General features: G+C 64.6%; 21 protein-coding genes and 1 tRNA gene. 7 read left to right on the plus strand and 15 right to left on the minus strand.

Features of this window, described 5'->3' with window-relative positions; all coding sequences use genetic code 11:
• Window positions 1-22 precede the first annotated feature (22 nt).
• A complete protein-coding gene (locus tag FJV43_RS34960; RefSeq protein WP_239623463.1) occupies window positions 23-526 on the plus strand; it encodes a cupin domain-containing protein in 504 nt (167 codons plus the stop codon).
• Window positions 527-553: 27 nt separating this feature from the next.
• Here FJV43_RS34960 and FJV43_RS34965 read toward each other — a convergent pair whose 3' ends face one another.
• The 3 genes from FJV43_RS34965 to efp all read right to left on the minus strand — a co-directional run bounded on the left by FJV43_RS34965 (window position 554) and on the right by efp (window position 3,836).
• Window positions 554-1,540, minus strand: a complete 987-nt coding sequence (locus FJV43_RS34965; protein ID WP_239623464.1) for a DUF808 domain-containing protein — start codon at window positions 1,538-1,540, stop codon at window positions 554-556.
• A gap of 83 nt (window positions 1,541-1,623) precedes the next feature.
• Complete coding sequence (locus tag FJV43_RS34970) at window positions 1,624-3,225, minus strand: M23 family peptidase (protein WP_239623465.1); 1,602 nt, start codon at window positions 3,223-3,225, stop codon at window positions 1,624-1,626.
• Window positions 3,226-3,269: 44 nt separating this feature from the next.
• Complete coding sequence (gene efp / locus FJV43_RS34975) at window positions 3,270-3,836, minus strand: elongation factor P (RefSeq protein ID WP_212373478.1); 567 nt, start codon at window positions 3,834-3,836, stop codon at window positions 3,270-3,272.
• A gap of 162 nt (window positions 3,837-3,998) precedes the next feature.
• On the opposite strand from efp, the gene epmA reads away from it, so the two are divergent.
• Genes epmA through FJV43_RS34990 form a run of 3 tightly spaced genes read left to right on the plus strand, consistent with a single transcriptional unit; the run spans window position 3,999 to window position 6,440 of the window.
• Entirely contained in the window at window positions 3,999-5,051 is a 1,053-nt protein-coding gene (epmA, locus tag FJV43_RS34980; RefSeq protein WP_239623466.1) for an EF-P lysine aminoacylase EpmA, read from the plus strand.
• A complete protein-coding gene (locus tag FJV43_RS34985) occupies window positions 5,048-6,142 on the plus strand; it encodes a lysine-2,3-aminomutase-like protein (protein WP_239623467.1) in 1,095 nt (364 codons plus the stop codon). The genes epmA and FJV43_RS34985 overlap by 4 nt, the downstream gene beginning before the upstream one ends.
• Window positions 6,143-6,185: 43 nt before the next feature.
• A complete protein-coding gene (locus tag FJV43_RS34990) occupies window positions 6,186-6,440 on the plus strand; it encodes a hypothetical protein (RefSeq protein ID WP_239623468.1) in 255 nt (84 codons plus the stop codon).
• Window positions 6,441-6,602: 162 nt separating this feature from the next.
• Here FJV43_RS34990 and FJV43_RS34995 read toward each other — a convergent pair whose 3' ends face one another.
• The 8 genes from FJV43_RS34995 to FJV43_RS35030 all read right to left on the minus strand — a co-directional run bounded on the left by FJV43_RS34995 (window position 6,603) and on the right by FJV43_RS35030 (window position 13,307).
• Entirely contained in the window at window positions 6,603-7,688 is a 1,086-nt protein-coding gene (locus FJV43_RS34995) for a 3-deoxy-7-phosphoheptulonate synthase (protein WP_275973696.1), read from the minus strand.
• 236 nt (window positions 7,689-7,924) lie between these two features.
• Window positions 7,925-8,503, minus strand: a complete 579-nt coding sequence (locus tag FJV43_RS35000) for an HdeD family acid-resistance protein (RefSeq protein ID WP_239623469.1) — start codon at window positions 8,501-8,503, stop codon at window positions 7,925-7,927.
• Between the two features lie 68 nt (window positions 8,504-8,571).
• Window positions 8,572-9,612: a PrsW family glutamic-type intramembrane protease gene (locus FJV43_RS35005; protein WP_028177540.1), complete on the minus strand. Its 1,041-nt coding sequence runs from the start codon at window positions 9,610-9,612 to the stop codon at window positions 8,572-8,574.
• Window positions 9,613-9,945: 333 nt separating this feature from the next.
• Window positions 9,946-10,218: a hypothetical protein gene (locus FJV43_RS35010; protein ID WP_239623470.1), complete on the minus strand. Its 273-nt coding sequence runs from the start codon at window positions 10,216-10,218 to the stop codon at window positions 9,946-9,948.
• Between the two features lie 103 nt (window positions 10,219-10,321).
• The gene (locus FJV43_RS35015) at window positions 10,322-10,942 is read right to left on the minus strand and encodes a PilZ domain-containing protein (protein WP_239623471.1); all 621 of its coding nucleotides are present in this window, start codon (window positions 10,940-10,942) and stop codon (window positions 10,322-10,324) included.
• 173 nt (window positions 10,943-11,115) lie between these two features.
• Entirely contained in the window at window positions 11,116-11,904 is a 789-nt protein-coding gene (locus FJV43_RS35020) for a hypothetical protein (RefSeq protein ID WP_345946116.1), read from the minus strand.
• A 347-nt stretch (window positions 11,905-12,251) separates the two neighbouring features.
• A complete protein-coding gene (locus FJV43_RS35025; protein ID WP_239623472.1) occupies window positions 12,252-13,097 on the minus strand; it encodes a hypothetical protein in 846 nt (281 codons plus the stop codon).
• A 135-nt stretch (window positions 13,098-13,232) separates the two neighbouring features.
• Window positions 13,233-13,307: transfer RNA gene (locus FJV43_RS35030), tRNA-Glu, on the minus strand.
• A 220-nt stretch (window positions 13,308-13,527) separates the two neighbouring features.
• Here FJV43_RS35030 and FJV43_RS35035 point away from each other — a divergent pair.
• The 3 genes from FJV43_RS35035 to FJV43_RS35045 are packed head-to-tail and all read left to right on the plus strand — an operon-like array spanning window position 13,528 to window position 14,258.
• Window positions 13,528-13,782 carry a PilZ domain-containing protein gene (locus FJV43_RS35035; RefSeq protein WP_061880412.1) on the plus strand — a complete coding sequence of 85 codons (255 nt, stop codon included), beginning with the start codon at window positions 13,528-13,530 and terminating at the stop codon, window positions 13,780-13,782.
• Between the two features lie 57 nt (window positions 13,783-13,839).
• Window positions 13,840-14,085, plus strand: coding sequence for a hypothetical protein (locus FJV43_RS35040; RefSeq protein ID WP_239629753.1), 246 nt, complete (start codon window positions 13,840-13,842; stop codon window positions 14,083-14,085).
• 5 nt (window positions 14,086-14,090) lie between these two features.
• A complete protein-coding gene (locus FJV43_RS35045; protein ID WP_239623473.1) occupies window positions 14,091-14,258 on the plus strand; it encodes a hypothetical protein in 168 nt (55 codons plus the stop codon).
• 217 nt (window positions 14,259-14,475) lie between these two features.
• Here FJV43_RS35045 and FJV43_RS35050 read toward each other — a convergent pair whose 3' ends face one another.
• From FJV43_RS35050 to FJV43_RS35065, 4 genes are all read right to left on the minus strand, one after another.
• Entirely contained in the window at window positions 14,476-15,114 is a 639-nt protein-coding gene (locus FJV43_RS35050) for a glutathione S-transferase (RefSeq protein ID WP_239623474.1), read from the minus strand.
• Between the two features lie 138 nt (window positions 15,115-15,252).
• A complete protein-coding gene (locus FJV43_RS35055) occupies window positions 15,253-15,435 on the minus strand; it encodes a hypothetical protein (RefSeq protein ID WP_239623475.1) in 183 nt (60 codons plus the stop codon).
• Complete coding sequence (locus tag FJV43_RS35060; RefSeq protein WP_239623476.1) at window positions 15,402-15,854, minus strand: VOC family protein; 453 nt, start codon at window positions 15,852-15,854, stop codon at window positions 15,402-15,404. The genes FJV43_RS35055 and FJV43_RS35060 overlap by 34 nt, the downstream gene beginning before the upstream one ends.
• Before the next feature lie 136 nt (window positions 15,855-15,990).
• A complete protein-coding gene (locus FJV43_RS35065) occupies window positions 15,991-16,650 on the minus strand; it encodes an oxidoreductase (RefSeq protein ID WP_239623477.1) in 660 nt (219 codons plus the stop codon).
• Between the last annotated feature and the right edge of the window lie 294 nt (window positions 16,651-16,944).

Genomic DNA, 16,944 nt, shown 5'->3' on the forward strand with positions numbered 1-16,944 from the left:
TCGAGACAAGGGGGAGGTCACGATGACAGCCATGAGCTTTTCTGCCGTGCGGCGCCCGACGCCGTCACGTTCAACGGCGCTTGCCGTCGTCGCAGGGCTCGCCTGCGCGGTTGCGATCGGCAAGGTGCTGCCGGTGACGATCGACAGTGTATCCGGAGTGCTGGCGCCGCTCTGCGCCACGGCGGCGGAGAGCTCGCCGCTCGACAAGGTCGAGCCGATCGGCTCCTACGCGCTTCCGAACGTCCCGGGCAAGCGCGTCACCATCGTGCGCGTGTCCTACGGTCCCGGCGGATTTTCGCGGCCGCACCGTCACTCGGGATCCGTCACCGCCTACATCACCAAGGGGGAGATTCGCTCGCAGCTCGGCGGCGGCCCGGTCGAGACGTTCGGCGTTGGCCAGTCCTTCTTCGAGCCGCCCGGCTCGACGCATCTGGTCTCGGCCAATGCCAGTATGACTGAGCCGGCGGAGTTGATCGCGGTGTTCGTCGCAGACGAGGGCGCGCAACTGACGACGTTCCTGGAGTAGCTGCAGGCGCAATCCGCCACCGCATGTTCAGCCCGATCGCGATCGCTTCAACCGTTTCCATGCCGGCGCGAGACCGTATTCGACGGTCGGAATCGCAAGTGCGCCGACAAGGAGTCCAAGCACGCCCGAGATGGCGGCCTCGACCGACCATTCGATGACGCCCGCAACGGAGGGAAGGAGGTGTGCGGCAGCCTCGGTGACGGCATGGACGGTGTGGCCGACCACGGGTGGGCCGTATTTTTCCATGCCGTGCAGGATGATGCCGCCGCCGACCCAGATCATGGCGGCGGTGCCGATGGTGCTCAGCACGGCCAGGAAGATGGGCATGCCGCGGACGAGCGCGCGTCCAAGCAAGCGGATTCCGCTGCCGATGATCGAGGTGCCGTCATAGCGCGCAAGGGCCATGCCGACATCGTCCGCCTTCACGATCAGGGCCACCACGCCGTAGACCCCGACGGTGATGCAGAGGCCGACCAGCGCCAGCACCAGCGCCTGCGTCCAGATGCTGCCCGCCGGGAGGGCCGCCAGCGTGATCGCCATGATCTCCGCCGACAGGATGAAATCCGTCTTGATGGCGCTCGAGACCTTCTCGTCCTCGACCGACCGAGCATTCAACGCAATCGGCTGCAGCTGAGCTTCGTGGTGGTGCGCATGATGCGGCAGCACGGCTTCGAGCACCTTTTCGGCGCCCTCGTAGCAGAGAAAGGCTCCGCCCAGCATGAGCAGCGGCGTGACCGCGGCGGGAAGGAAGTAGCCAAGCAGCAGGGCAATGGGAAGCAGAATCAGTAATTTGTTGCGCAGCGATCCGGCCGCAATCTTGCCGACGATCGGCAGCTCGCGTTTCGAGGCAAAGCCGATGACGTAGTTCGGCGTGACGGCGGCGTCGTCGATGACCACGCCTGCCGCCTTCGTGCCCGCTTTGGCGGCCTGGCTTGCCACGTCGTCGAGCGAGGCTGCTGCCACCTTTGCAATCGCCGCGACATCGTCGAGAAGACCGATCAGTCCGACACTCATGAACCGTGTCCCTTCTTCGTTGAGCCGGCGGGTGTGCGCGACGACACGCTCTTGCGCCGCCCGGCATCGGAGCGAGCAAGCCGTCAATTGTCCTCGCCGCTCGATCCCTCGCGCAGGTCCGGCTTGATCACGTCCTCCGGCAGCGCATGGGCGACCGGCTGCGCCGTGCCTGCGATCTCCGGGCCGACTTCGCGGCCGCGGGCGCGGATCAGGCGCTCATAGGCCGAGACCAGCGTGACGTAGGGGCTAACCCAGATCCAGCCGTCGCGTGTGAACACCTGCACATCGAAATGCAGGTGCATCGACGTGCCGGCGGGATGGTCGAGATAGTTCGAGATCACACCGATCTTCTCGCCTTCGGTGACGATGCGGCCATTGAGCACGCCATCGGCGTTCAACGCGTGCGGGTTCATATGCATGTAGCGGAAACGGATGTGCTCGGTGCGGCTGTTGACTTGAAGTGTCGCGGCCTGGTCCTTGGCTCCGCGGATGACGATCGCGTCACGCACGGCGACGACGGCGCGCTGCTTGGGATCGCAGGGCTCGCGGCCTTCACCGGGCGCCGGGCAGTCCGCGGCGCGGATGTCCTCGCCCTGGTGGCCGTAGCCTCCGCCGCACTGCCACACCTCGAAACTGCGCGACTCGCAGAAATTGTCGCGCCAGGGATAGGCGGTCGGACCTTCGCTCTTGTCGCGCCTGCCGTAGGATTGCGAGCGGACGAAGGCGGGCGCTTTCTCAAGGGGAAAGCGGATCTGGGCATAGGCCATGAGATCGGGATGGCCGCCTTGCTTGCGGTAGCCGGTGTTCGGGATGATGTCGCCGCTCGGCCGATAACTGAAATCCGGTGAACGTCCCGCGGGACGGTCGAGGACGTTGGAGGCAATGTCCATCAACGGCCGCATGCGCTGGCCACCGGCGATACGCAGGGCCTTCAAGAAGCGCTCGGCGACCGGATAGGCTTCCTTGCAGGCGAGCCGCCGCGGCTTCGCGACGCTGTCGAGGCACTGGATCGACACCACATAGGCGACGCCGAAGCGGGTGAAAGCATAGCGCACATAGCCTTCCCGGATGAATCTGCGCAGGTCCGGGTAGGTTGCCGCGAGTGGCTTGACTGGCTCGCCCTTGCCGCCGGCTGGATCGGCGATGTCATAGACGAGCGCCGAGCCCGTGATCTGCACCTCGACCGGCCTTGCGAATACCCGGCTCGGCATACCCTCGCCGGCGCCGGGCTCGAACGAGAAGGTCGCGCTGTAGCCCGCCGGTCCGGCATCGAACATGTCGACGGGATTGAAGTCTGCCTGGTAGCGCGACAGCGTGAGCGACGCCGGCGCGCCGCTGCGCTGCGCCTCGAGGTACGCGGCAGCGTCGAACGGCAGCAGCACGGGTACGGGGCTTCGGGTGATGCCGGTGAAGAAGCGCGAGGAGATCGCGTTGAGCTGCACCAGCGCGGGCATCGCGCGCGGATCGTAGCGCGGCACCGAACGGCGGGGTGCGAAGATGAAGTCGCCCGCAATCTGCGGGCGACTGTTGATCTCGACACGGAGCTGGTCGAGCGCTGCGCGCCAGTCGACGCGCAGGGCCGTGAGCGAGGGGCCGCGGAATTCATCCGCCGCGACCGGCGCTGCAGGGAGGAGCGACAGCGACGCCAGGAGAAGCGGGACGAACCGGAAACTCTTCCTGCCCACTGCCTCGCCCCCGGCGGTACCTGTTTCGATCCTCGATTGCCCGCTTAGTCCTTGGCGCGCTCGGAATAGGAGCCGTCTTCGGTCATCACCACGATGCGGGTGCCGACCGAGATGTGCGGCGGCACGGTGGTGCGCACGCCATTGGAGAGCACCGCGGGCTTGTAGGATGACGATGCGGTCTGGCCCTTGGTCACCGGCTCGGTCTCGACCACTTCCAGCGTCACGCGCTGCGGCAGCGCGATCGAGACCGGGTTGGTGTCGTGCATGGACAGCTTGACCGTCATGCTCTCCTGGAGATACGCGGCGGCATCGCCGACGACGTCCTTCGAGACCTGGACCTGGTCGTAGGTCTCAGGGTTCATGAAGTGGTAGCCGTCGCCATCCTCATAGAGGTAGGTGTAATTGCGCTCTTCGATCGTGGCCTTTTCGACCTGGTCGGTGGTCTTGTAGCGTTCGGAGATCTTTACCCCGTCCGAGATTCGGCGCATTTCGATCTGGCTGACCGGGGTGCCCTTGCCGGGATGGATGTTCTCGGCGCTCACGACGACATAAAGCTTGCCGTCTTGCTCGATCACGTTGCCCTTGCGAATAGAACTGGCGATGACTCTCAAAGCTGTATTTCCTGCTTGCTTGGCCCGGCGGGGGCCAGGACGTGGTCAAATTGATGGGGGACTTGGGGCCTCAAATCGGACCTCGGCGCCCGTTTCGGGCCGCAACATACTGATTTTGCCGTTGGATGCCAGCACTTTGCTGCTAGTTGGAGCGGTCGGTTAATGGCTGGGGACAAGCCGATGTCGCCGTTCTGGTCGCCCGGCAGGCACCCCGATCGGCGGCCGTTCCTCCAGGCCAGGGGCGCGGTGACCGGAGCTTTACGGGCCTTTTTCGCCGAACAAGGCTTCATGGAGGTCGAAACCTCGGTCCTTCAGGTCTCCCCGGGCAATGAGACCCATCTGCACGCCCCCCGGACCGAGATCATCCGGCCCGACGGCAGCCGGGCCTGCCGATACCTGCGGACCTCGCCCGAATTCGCCTGCAAGAAGCTGCTGGCGGCGGGCGAGACGCGGATTTTCGAATTCGCCCGGGTGTTCCGGGACCGCGAGCGCGGCGACCTGCATCTGCCCGAATTCACCATGCTGGAATGGTACCGGGCAGGTGCCCCCTATGATGCCATCATGGCCGATTGCGTCGTCGTGATCGCCCGTGCGGCGCAGGCGACCGGTATCGGGACCTTTTCCTTCCGCGGCAGGACGGCCGATCCCTTCGCCGAGCCGGAGCTCCTGACGGTCGCGGGTGCCTTCGAGCGCTTCGCCGGCATCGATCTGCTGTCGACAATTTCGGGTGGCGAGGGTAACCGTGACGCGCTCGCCGCGGCGGTCCGCGGCAAGGTCCGTGTGGCCGAGGACGACACATGGTCCGACATCTTCAGCAAGGTCCTGGTCGAGCATGTCGAGCCGCATCTCGGGCAGGGGCGTTTGACCATCCTGTTTGAATACCCATCTCCAGAGGCGGCGCTGGCGCGGGTGAAGGCGGACGACCCGAGGGTCGCCGAGCGATTCGAGATCTATGCGTGCGGCGTCGAGCTCGCCAACGGCTTTGGCGAGCTGACCGATGCCGAGGAGCAGCGAAAACGCTTCACGGAATCGATGACGGAGAAGCAGCGCCGCTATGGCGAAGCCTATCCGCTCGACGAGGACTTTCTGGCCGCGGTCGCCGCAATGCCGGAGGCGAGTGGTGTCGCACTCGGCTTCGACCGGCTGGTCATGCTGGCGAGCGGCGCAACACGAATTGATCAGGTGGTGTGGACACCGCCTGCGGATGAGAGATGACGAAGACGAACCTTGCACGCACTTTGCGCGAGCCTGCCGAACTCGTCGCCGAGGGGCTGGCCCCCGCAGCGGCGCTGCCGGCGCTCGAACGCGTTGCCGCGCGCTATGCCGTGGCGATCACGCCGGCGCTGATCGAGCTGATCGACACCAGCGATCCCGACGATCCCATCGCGCGACAATTCGTTCCCACCGCGGCCGAGCTGGACCTGAGGCCGGGCGAGAGTGCCGATCCCATCGGCGACCATCCGCATTCGCCAGTTCCCGGAATCGTGCATCGCTATCCCGACCGCGTGTTGTTCAAGCTCGTTCACGTCTGCGCGGTCTATTGTCGATTCTGCTTCCGCCGCGAGATGGTGGGGCCCGGCAAGGAGAATGCGCTGTCGGACAGCGCTTATCGCGCGGCGATCGACTACATCCGGGCACACGACGAGATATGGGAAGTGATTCTGACCGGTGGCGATCCCCTGATGCTGTCGCCGCGGCGGATGAGCGAGATCATGGCCGAGCTGGCTGCGATCGATCACGTCAAGATCATCCGTCTTCACACCCGCGTACCAGTGGCCGAACCCGCGCGCGTCAGCGAGGAGATGGTTGCGGCATTGAAGGTCGCGGGCGCGACCACCTGGCTGGCAGTGCACGCCAACCACGCGCGCGAGCTGGCGGGGCCCGCGCGTGCTGCCTGCGCACGGCTCGTCGACGCTGGAGTTCCCTTGGTGAGCCAGTCCGTGCTGTTGCGCGGCGTCAATGACAACATCGCCGCTCTGTCGGATTTGATGCGAGCTTTCGTCGAATGCCGGATCAAGCCCTACTACCTGCATCACGGCGATCTCGCGCCGGGCACTGCGCATCTGCGAACGACGCTGGCGGAGGGACAGGACCTGATGCGGCAGCTGCGCGGGCGGGTGTCGGGACTATGTCAGCCGGACTATGTCATCGACATTCCCGGCGGCGCCGGCAAATCGCCCGTGGGGCCAGGTTACGTACTGGCGCCGCAAAATACCGCACCCGATGCGGATGATGCGGGAGCCGAAACGCGCTATCGTATCGTCGATTATTGCGGCGACGTTCATCTTTACCCGCCCGAGACCTGAGCGGGGTGGAGAGCGCGCCGGTTTGGAGAATGGAGCACTGAGAATGAAGAAGATCATGGTGGCAGCATCGCTCGTGGTCTTGCTTTGTGGCCCGGCGGTTGCGCAGACCAACGGCTCGAAGGGATCGACCTCCAGCGGTGCAAGCCGTGGAACGGTGTGGCCGGCGCCAGTTGGTCACCGCCAGCCGCGTGCGACTGACGTGCCGAGTGAGAAGAATCTGAGCGATCCGAACACCCCTGCGAACAAGGAAGATGCGGAGCTCGATCGCAAGATCAAGAGCATCTGCCGCGGCTGCTGATTGCTTTGACCTCTCCCCGTCGGGGAGAGGTAGGAGCGAGCCAACCTAAAGCGCGATGCGATTAGGATGAATCGTCATCGCGCTTCAGGTTGTTGTCTAAGCATGATCTTTTCGGAAAACCGCTGCAAACTTTTCCGGATCATGCTTTAGCCTCGTGATTTCTCAGGCCGATCGTTCGTGCCGCCCGGCGTGCCGGGTGTTGCGACGGATCTCGACGGCGTCGGCGAGCTGCTCGAGCGCGCCTGCCGTGGTCGGCCAGTCGATGCAGCCGTCGGTGATGCTCTGGCCGTAGGTGAGCGGCTTGCCCGGCACCACGTCCTGGCGACCGGCGACGATGTTGCTCTCGATCATCGCGCCCATGATGCGGCTCTCACCGCCCGAGATCTGACTGGCGATGTCGGCCATCACCAGCGGCTGGTTCTCCGGCTTCTTGCTCGAATTGGCGTGGCTTGCATCGACCATCACGAGCGGCGCGACGCCGGATTTGGTCAGTTCGTTGCAGGCGGCCGCAACGCTGGCTGCGTCGTAGTTGGGCCTGCTGCCGCCGCGCAGGATGATGTGGCAGTCCTCGTTGCCCGCGGTCGAGGCGATCGCCGAACGGCCGAGCTTCGTCACCGCCATGAAATGATGCGGATGCGAGGCCGACTTCACCGCGTCCGCCGCGATCCGCACGTTGCCGTCGGTGCCGTTCTTGAAACCGACCGGGCAGGACAGCCCCGAGGCCAGCTCGCGATGGATCTGGCTCTCGGTCGTGCGCGCGCCGATCGCGGCCCAGGAGACGAGATCGGCGATGTATTGCGGCGTCGTCATGTCCAGGAATTCGGTGCCGGCGGGCAGACCGAGATTGTTCACGGCCGACAGCACGTTGCGCGCCAGCCGGAGGCCCTTGTTGATGTCGAAGCTGCCGTCGAGATTGGGGTCGTTGATCAGGCCCTTCCAGCCGACGGTGGTCCGCGGCTTCTCGAAATAGACCCGCATCACGATCTCGAGCTGGTCGGCAAGGTCCTCGCGCAGGCGCGCAAGGCGCTCGGCGTAGTCGAGCGCGGCCTCGGGATCATGCACCGAGCAGGGGCCGACTACGACCAGCAGGCGGTCGTCCTGGCCGCTCAGGATGGCGTGGATCGCGTTGCGGGCGGCCATCACCACGCGCGTCGCGGTGAGCGTGCGCGGGACCTCCCGCATCACCTCTTCCGGCGTGCTCAGTTCTTTCAGTTCGCGGATACGAAGATCGTCGGTCGTGCTCAGCACGGCGGGCTCCTGTCTGTTTTAGAACCTGCCGGCCAATAAAAAAGCCGCCAGGTCTGGCGGCTTGTTCGGACGTTTGCTGCAATGTGTCAGATTGAGCGCGATCCTCCCGCCGCCAGCGAGCTGTCGTAGCTAAAGTACCAAAAATAGCTGGTGGCGACGGTGATCATGGCAGGCCATATAGCCTGCCGCTGGCGGCTTGTCACCCCCCCAATCGTTGCGTAGGGCGGCGAGGCGCCTCAGGTCTTGCTGTTGCGTGCCGCCATTGCCATGCCGATCAAGGAGGCGCCGCCGAACAGCAGGTTGATACCGACGAGCACGCCGATCGCCCAGTCCGCCGAGCTTGGCAGTCCCGTGATCACCATGAACGAGATCGCGATGTCGACGAGGCCGGAAACCAGGAGCCACGACCAGCGGCCGCTGAGTTCGCGGCGGTGCTCCAGCGCGTACATGATGGTGGTGACGCCCTCCGCGAGGAAATAGGCGCCGAGCACGATGGTCAGGGTCAGTACGGCCTGCGTCGGCCGGGCCAGCAGCAGCATGCCGGTGAGCACGGCAAGAGCGGCCGAGATCAGCGACCACCAGAAGCCCGGCGTGCTGCGTGCCCAATAGGTCGCGATCAGTCCGCCGATGCCGCCGATCAGGAACATCCAGCCGAGGAAGATCGCGGTCGCAAGACTCGCGAGCGGCGGCAAGACCAATGCGGCTATGCCGAGAACCACGAGCAGGATGCCCTCGAACAGGAAGGCCTTCCAATGCGTCTTGACCGCCTGGTTCATTGCGGATTGCAGCCGTGAAAATTCCTCAGGCGATGTCATGAAGTCCTCGATCTCGTCAGCAGCCCATGCCGCTCAATCTAGTATGTGTCCACCGCGCCTGCCATCGCTCAGCCGCCGCCGGGCGCCGACGAAAAGCCTTCCGCGCTGGTGCGGATGCGGTTGCGGCCGAGAATGTAGATCGCCGTCGTGACAATCAGAAGCGCGAGGCCGAGCAGGATCGAGACGAAACCAATCGGGATCAGCGCCAGCGTCAGGTTGCGCTCGGGGTTGATCAGCCAGTGATGGATCGAGGTCAGCACGAAGGCGAGCCCCAGAAAGCCGATGCCGCCGCCGGCCAGCAGCAGCGCCCACATCCGGCGGAGCTGGCTGAGCCGCTCGCGCGCGACATCGGTCCGCGGCGCATGGTGGCGCGCGACGCGCCGGACCAGGCGGATGGCGAAGGCAATCGAGCCGAAGCCGACCAGGAGGCTCGCAGCGCCCAGCCACATCCGGAGCGTCGGATCGAGATCGGGCATGCGCTGGAGCGCCAGCAGCGGGAAGTCGAAAGCCGAATGCAGCGCGAGCGGGGCGGCGAAGATCAGTAGCCGGCTGGAGAGGCGCGCCCAGTCGCGATGGCGGCGGTTCGCGCCCAGTGCCGTGCCTGCGCGCGCGATCGTCAGGTAGGCGCCCGCAATGATCCCGAGCGCGCCGTGGAAGGGCACGGTCAGCACGCTGCGCAGGGCGGCCAGCGAGCGCCACATCTCCGCGTGCTGGACCAGGTAGGCGAGGTTCTCGTAGGCGGCGAAGCCGAGGCCGACCGCGGCGCCATAGACCACGGTGTCCATTGGATTGGAGAAGGTCCGCCGCTTGGTCGACGAAATCAGCACGATGGCGATCACCTTGACGGCCTCTTCAGGCAGCGCGACGCCGAAGATCGAATGCATGGCCAGCGCCGCCCAGGGGTCGTCGGGGGCCGCGACCATCTTGGCGAAGGGAGCGCGGGCGAGCCCCAGGAGCGAAATGCTGGCCGCGCCGAGCAGGAAGGCAGTCCAGACCTGGGCCGGCGGGCCGGGGCGCTCTTCGGCAGCGATGACAAGCCACAGCATCAGCAGCGCCGGGGCGATGGCTGCAGTTCCAATGACGGTGGGGAGCGCTTCGATCAGGTACATTGGCGCCGAAAATAGGTTCCCTTGATCCGCTTATCTACGTCGGCCGATGCGACCATGTGTCATGCGCCTGCTGTCGGATCGCTGAATGCGGGCGACGGCTGCCGTTCATTCCCGTCGCCTGCGAAGAAGTAGAATACAAGCGCAATCAATTGCATGACAAAAAATGCTCGTCGTCCATCGTAACGACCGTGCGTCGGATGCCGGATCGGGATTGGCAAGCCAGATCAAGGAAATGCGCAGGCTTCTTCGATTCGCTGCGCACTTGTTTCCGGCGGCGGATCAGCGGGCAGGATGACCTCTCAAGGCAGCGCGCGGCGGCCCCGAAGCCGTTCTTCAATGCGTGGTGAACGGCGGCGGCGCGCCGGGGGCGACGTCGAAGGCGCCGAGATGGAATTCTTCGCCGATCGATTCGTCCGGATCGGCCGGTTGCGCCAGCAGGGTGAACGCGGCCTGTGGGTATCGCTTCCAGATCTCGATATCGCCGGCGGTGATGGTGAGCCAGCCGAACGTGTACATGTAGCGGCCGGGCTCGGTGACCCGGCCGACCCTGTCCCAAGTGATCTTATCTACTGTGACTTTATCAACTGTGATCTTGTCGACTGCCATTCGGTCCCCCGAGCGCAAGTCTGCACATGACGTCCGGCCCGAGGCACAGACCAACATAAGCTGATACCGCATTTTGGCCGCGATAGGGCAGCGATGCGGTGGATCAGGCCGGCTGCGATGAGCGCACGATCAGGCGGACGAGGTCGTCCCGGGACTGCTTCTCGGCGAATTTGACCGCAAAGCCGTGCGCGAATTTGCGGATCACCCGCCCGACGCAGGCACCGACCGCAAGCGGGGTTCCGACCGGCGGATCGTACTCGGAGGACACCGCGACGCCGGCCGTCGAGACGTCGATGATGAAGCAGGAATGAGTGCTGCCGTCCGCGAGGGTCAGGACCGTGTGCGAGACCTGCGGAACGAAGCGCGCGTCACGCCGCAGCTCGCGAACGCTGGCATCCTTCTGCTTCTTCTCGAGCCAGGTCAGCTTTTCCGACATCCAGGCGCGCCGCGTCCGCGTCATGTCGAGCTCCATCAGGAAGCCCGCCTTCAGCGTCGCGCTGATGGTGCACTGGAATTCGCCGAAATCCTGGAAGTAGGAGGTCACGCGCTCGCCGACCTTGCCGACGACAGGCACGTCCACGATCATGCGGAAGGGCGAGACGCGCTTGGTCCGGCAGGCAAAGCTGCGCAGCTTGCCCTCGCAATCGTACCAGCGGGGCAGCGAGTAGCTGCCGCTCACCGCAACGTCCACTGCCCGTTGCCTGAGGAACTCTTCGACGGACATGAGCGCCGATCTGTTTGGGATTCCGTAGTTCCACGGCTAGCGGCCAAACTCTAAGCAATTGATACCGGCGCACATGAGCAGGGGTAAATTTCCGGTAAATACGCGGACCAGAGTCGTGCGATGGCTCGCGGCGTAAGGTCGCAATATCGTCACTGCGGAATCAGCGGTGGCGTTCAGACCAACAGCACCAGCAGCGCCAGCACGCCAACGAGAACGACGGTCTTTATTGTCGTCCAGGCCAGGCCGTCCGGCCTGATCGACAAGTTGAACCACGGACCTCCGCGCCGGATCGTCAGCGCGGCGAGCGCATCGAAAATGGCGAGCGCGAGAGCGATGCCCGCGACCGACGACCATGAGATGGCCGGTGGCATCCACGCGGCGAGAAAGGCGGGGACGGAGCTTCTCATGGATACGAGCAGCGCGATCCAGGCAAACCAGAACATGGAGCCCTTGACGATCTCGGGGCCGATCGTATCGGGCTCGAACCTGATCCCGATCGCGCCGAGCGCGTTCTCGATGCGCGCGCCGTCGCCCAGGAAGAGAAACGCGCCGAGGTAGAGAGGAACGCTGGACTGGAACAGGAGCGCAATGAGGCCGAACAGGATTGCGTAGCCGCAGGCATCACCGAAAATCGTCGTGCCGGCCGCGAGCGGCGACGATGTCTTGGGCTGCGTCTTGGGCTGCGCAGCCGCCGCCAGGCGCTGCGCAAGCGATCGGGCGTGCGCCATGTGCTCGAGCATCCTGGCGCGCCGGTCCGGCGCATGGGGGGACGCGCGATGCATCCAGGCCGGCGGCTGCGGGGCAGCGCCGGAATGGCTGTTGGGCATGGTCTCGCGCGGCTCCATGGGCCTGTACCGGTTCCGATCGGAGATTGGTCGGAGGGCGGGGGCGGGGAGTTCATGCCGCGGCGGAGGATTGTCGGCGTTGGCGAGCCACCGCGCAGCTGGCGCTCCCTGGCGCAAGGGCCATCATGAGCAATCTCAGATGGTTAACCCCGGTGATTCGCCAGCATGTTGCTCTCCGGTCCTGGATCGCTGGCTAACCTGCTAAAGGGGCGCCGAAGGCCGAGGCTGAAGGACGCCCCGGCGTTCGCCCGAGCCCGAGCGTGCCAAGCTGAAGGGGATCGGCTAAAGGAAAGCCGCCATGCGTAGAAAGCCAACCGACCCTGCTGCCTCACCAGCCCCAGACGCGGCGCTTCAATTTCGGATCGAGCGAATGGCCAGATGGGTTGGCAGGGTCACCGCTGTGCTGGTCCCACTGGTCACAATCGTCTCACTCGTCTTTTGGCGCCGACCGTGAACTCGACGGCTCATCTCCACCGGGTCTGCGTCTCGACATTGCGCCCGAGCACCGTACTGATCCTGGCGAAGATCCTGAACCACCTCACCCGAAGTCGCGTGTACGGGATCGTTCCCGGCTGCGGTGAGAACAGCCGGCCGTCCTTTTCCTTCCAACGTCGCAGCTGCCATTGCATGTATCGCTTGTGAGCGACCCGATAGTAGTGCCCGAAAGCGGGGTGCATCGTGGCTACGGGGATCGCGTGGGCACGCAGGCACTCGGACAAAGCGATCTGCTCGATGGTGAGCTGCCGTGCGCCATCGTCGAGCACGGCGTCGATCCATGCTATGGCATCCTGCACCACCGGAAGATGCCGCTCCGGATCAACGGCCGTGAGCCCGCTGTTGTATTCAACGGCGAGCTTTGGATCGTAGCGATAGGGACCTGCATTCGGCAGACTGGTTGCGAACCCCGCGAGCTGGGGCATGGGATTGCGGCCGTGACGGCGATCGACGGCTACAGCACCGGATCTCAGCGAGGCCAACAGACGTTCGAAGAATCCCTCGCGGAAGAAGGTGTCGGTGTCAGCCATGACGCAATAGTTCGTGCTGGTCTCCATTTCCTTCAGGAGGACGCATGGCTTGATGCGGTGATGGTAGAGACCGTCGCGGGAAAACTCCGAAATCTTGCTGGAGATGTCGACCAGCCGAACCGGCAAATCCGCGTGGCGATATGGTTTGTCAGTGTAAACGACAACGTCCAAAGGGAATCGGCGGCCCCAATATAGCAAGGTCGAAAGGCTGTACCTCAGCTCCAATTGGAGCCGCTCCATGTCACCATACTCAACGTAGATGAACGTGAGACCCCGGGCCGTCATCGCTGCGGATCCATAGATGGAAACCGCACCAGTAGCCGAGTTTCTGCGCAGAAACAATGTGTCCGCGGCTCGATATCCCTGCGCAGGTCATGGACCAGCCAACCTGCCGACATCACTATGACTTTAGGTGCTTTTTGGCGCTCCCTAGCGGAATCGAACCGCTCTCTCCACCGTGAAAGGGTGGCGTCCTAACCGATAGACGAAGGGAGCAAACGCAGGGCCCCGCCGCTTGCCGCGGCACGGCCGCTGGCCGGCCGAACAGCGCCCGGCGGCTTGCAGCGGGCGAACGTATAGTGGCGTTTGCGCTCCCGGGCAAGCCGTTCGGGAACGGACTTTTGGCGCCCGTGGATAATGCGGGCCGGAGGCGTCGGAGGCGATTTCAACGGTTTGTTAGGGTTCCCTGCGTAGCGCTGGAGCGGGAGATTTTCCAATGCCACCGCCGAAAAAGCGCGCCGCCCGCAAGCTGCTGTCGCAGCACGCCTGGATCACGCTCGATGGCGGCTTCGCCGCGCGGCATTGCCTGGTCCAGGACATCTCCGACACGGGCGCGAAAATCACGCTGGACGAGGACGCGAGCCAGCTTCCGGGCGTGATCCGGATGGCCTTTGCGCGCGACGCGCGCACCGGGCGGAGCTGCCAGGTGGTCTGGCGTCGCGGCAAGTCGGCCGGCGTCAGGTTCATCTGATCGCGGGCGCGAACACCCCCGATGGCGCGCCCCACCGGTCCGGGCTACAAGGCGGCGATGCGTACGCCGCTCCTCATCCTGATCTCGTTGCTGGCCACGTCCGCGACCGCGGCCGAGAGCCTGCGTCTCCCGCCTGCCGAACGGCAGCAAGCGGGCAACGCCCTGCCGTTGAAGAGCGCCGCCGGAAAGGCAAGAGCGGGCTCCTGCGCCTCCTATGGCCCGCGCTTCGTCATGGTCGAGGGCACCGGGACCTGCGTGAAGGTCGGTGGCTCGATCAGCATCGACACCAGCGTCAGGCGCTAAGGGCCATGCCGGCGGATCTGCTGCGGCTCGACCTCATCGTTCCCATCATGATGTATTGCGCGCTGTTGTGGTGGGTCGGCCGCGGCCTGAGCTGGGCGGCCCGGCTGGCGACCGCCGTGGTGACGCTGGTGCTCATCATCGCCGTCCTGCTGGTCGAGCGCGGCTGGCGCTGAAGCCCCGACAAAACTGCGAAAACAACCCCATGCACAGTAGCCAAGTCACGGCAAACGCTGGTCATTCCGTTCTTAGGATTTGGCGAATACGGCTTTGACGCGTCGGGCAAAACAGGGGTATGATGTCATCGTTGAAAGGTGCGGCCGATAGATCGCGCGGCTTGCTCGGTCATCACCTCCGTTCGCGCGATCGCCGCAGCTTGCACCCTGCCGGCGCTCACGACATCGGCGGTGCGACGAATTGTGCAAATCCGGGCCGTTTGCCGAGTTCGGCGAGCCAGCGGGTGAGGTGCGGCTGCGCGGGCCGGCTGATGCCTTCGACCCCGAGCCAGCGCCGCGCATAGGACCCGATCGCGATGTCGGCCAGCGTGAACGCATCGCCCTCGATGAAGCGGCGCGTGGCGAGCAGGCGGTCGGCGATGGCCCAGACCTCGGCGGCGGCATCGGCATCGCGCTGCACCTGGATCATGTCGCGCTCGGCGGGCGCCGTGCGCACGATGCCCCAGAACACCGGGCGGTCGACCGGCTGCACGGTCGACAGCGTCCAGTCGAGCCAGCGGTCGACCGAGGCGCGCTGCTTCGGCGCCTCCGGGTAGATCGTCGTGCCGCTTCCATGCGCGAGGCAGAGATAGCGCATGATCGAGTTGGACTCCCACAGCACGAAGTCGCCCTCGACCAGCGTCGGGATCCGCGCATTGGGGTTCATCGCGAGATACTCGGCCTCGCGCGTCCTGCCATAACTCATGCCGGCGTCGATGCGCTCATAGGGCAGATTGAGCTCGGTCAGGCACCACAGCACCTTCTGCACGTTGACCGAATTGGCGCGGCCCCAGATCGTCAGCTTGGTATCAGGCACGAAGCGTCTCCCCGCATTGTCGCTTGCTGCGGGTGATAGCGGAATTCGCTGCCTTGAGCGATGCGCGATTGCGGCGCGTCCCTCATGCAAAAAGCTCCGCACGCGGCGGAGCTTTCATTGCAAAGTTCGACCTGACGGTCAGCGGCCGAAGAACAGCCACAACAGAATGATCACCGGGATCGGCACGCCAATCATCCACAGCAACAGCCCTCTCGCCATCGCATCCTCCTCCAATTGCATCACTGGAGGGTGAACGCGGGCCGTGCGCGCTTGTTCCGCGCGCAAATCTACCAATGACCGGTGTTCGGCATCGACAGCCACGGCTCCTGCGGCGGCTTCGGCTCGCCCTTCTGCAACAGCTCGATCGAGTGCAGGTCCGGCGAGCGCACGAAGGCCATGTTGCCGTCGCGCGGCGGCCGGTTGATGGTGACGCCGGCCTTCATCAGCTTCTCGCAAGTGGCGTAGATGTCGTCGACCTCATAGGCGAGATGGCCGAAGAAGCGATCCTCGCCGTAGGTCTCCTCGTCCCAATTGTAGGTGAGTTCGACCAGCGGCGCCCCACGCGTCGGCGGCTGCTTCTTCAGCGCCTCGAGATCGTCCGCCGAGCACAGGAACACCAGCGTGAAGCGCCCCTTGTCGTTCTCGATCCGCCGCACCTCCTTCAAACCGAAAGCATCAACATAGAATTTCAGCGCGACATCGAGATTGCGCACGCGCAGCATGGTGTGGAGGTATCGCATGGTTGTTGCTCCCTGGAACGAATGGAGGGTTTTGTATTGGGACGGGACAGCGGGGTAGGAGATAGCAGGAAAAGGAGAGGAGGGGCAGGGGGCCGAGGCAAATGTGCGTGAAGGGTGCCGGGACGCTCGGACTGCATCACGTTCGAAGCAGTGCCGCCATCTCTTTCCAATGATAGATTCGCACCTTCTCCGTTTGATGCCGCGCGGCTTTGGCGATGGCGTGCGCGATGTCGTTACCGGCGAGCCCGCGATACCGGTCGGCCGGGCCAACGAGCAGCGGATTGAGCACGCCCCATATCGCGATGATGAGACGTTCACGCGGGCGGTCCTCGTCGCGCTCGCCGAGGATCATCGACGGGCGGAAAATATGCGTGTGCTCGAAATCGAGCGAGAGAATGTCCCGCTCCACCTGGCCCTTGGTCCTGAGATAGAACACGCTGGAAGCGGCGTTGGCGCCGACGGCCGTGACCAGGAACACCGACCGCGCGCCGTTCGCCCTGGCGATCTCGGCCGCCAACAGCGGATAATCATGATCGATCTTGTAGTACTCGGCCTCGTCAGGCGTGTGCTTGCGCGTCGTCCCCAGCGCGATGAAGATCTCGTCCGCTATCAGCTGCGGCTTGAGTGCGGGCAGGGAAGCGAGATCGCCGATCAACACCGTGAGCTTCGGACGGCTCACCGCCAACGGCTTGCGGACCACCACCAGAACCTGCGAATAGTCGGAACTGTCCAACAGGTCGCGCAGCAAATGCGAGCCGATGAAGCCGGTTGCGCCGAAGACAAGTGCGGTTTTCATTCAAGCCCCTGTTTTGCGTTGATTGCCTGATCGCTCATTGTAAGTCAGGGGAGTGGCGCCGAAAGGTCGTGCAGAATGCGCAATATCCGGATTGGGGTTTCCGCTAAAGCAAAGGTCACGTTATGTCGTGCCGACAGTGCACTCAATCAGGCATTCCCGCCGAGCGCCGCCCGAAGCCGACTGGAGAGATACGGAAATTTGTGCACTGGCTGAGTAATCCCGGCTACTGGCTCCCAAATTCTCGCTCTCGCGCTGTTGCCGACGGAAATGGTCATATCCTCTGCACTTGAACCC

It is taken from the genome of Bradyrhizobium sp. I71 (assembly GCF_022354745.1).
Lineage (GTDB): Bacteria > Pseudomonadota > Alphaproteobacteria > Rhizobiales > Xanthobacteraceae > Bradyrhizobium > Bradyrhizobium liaoningense.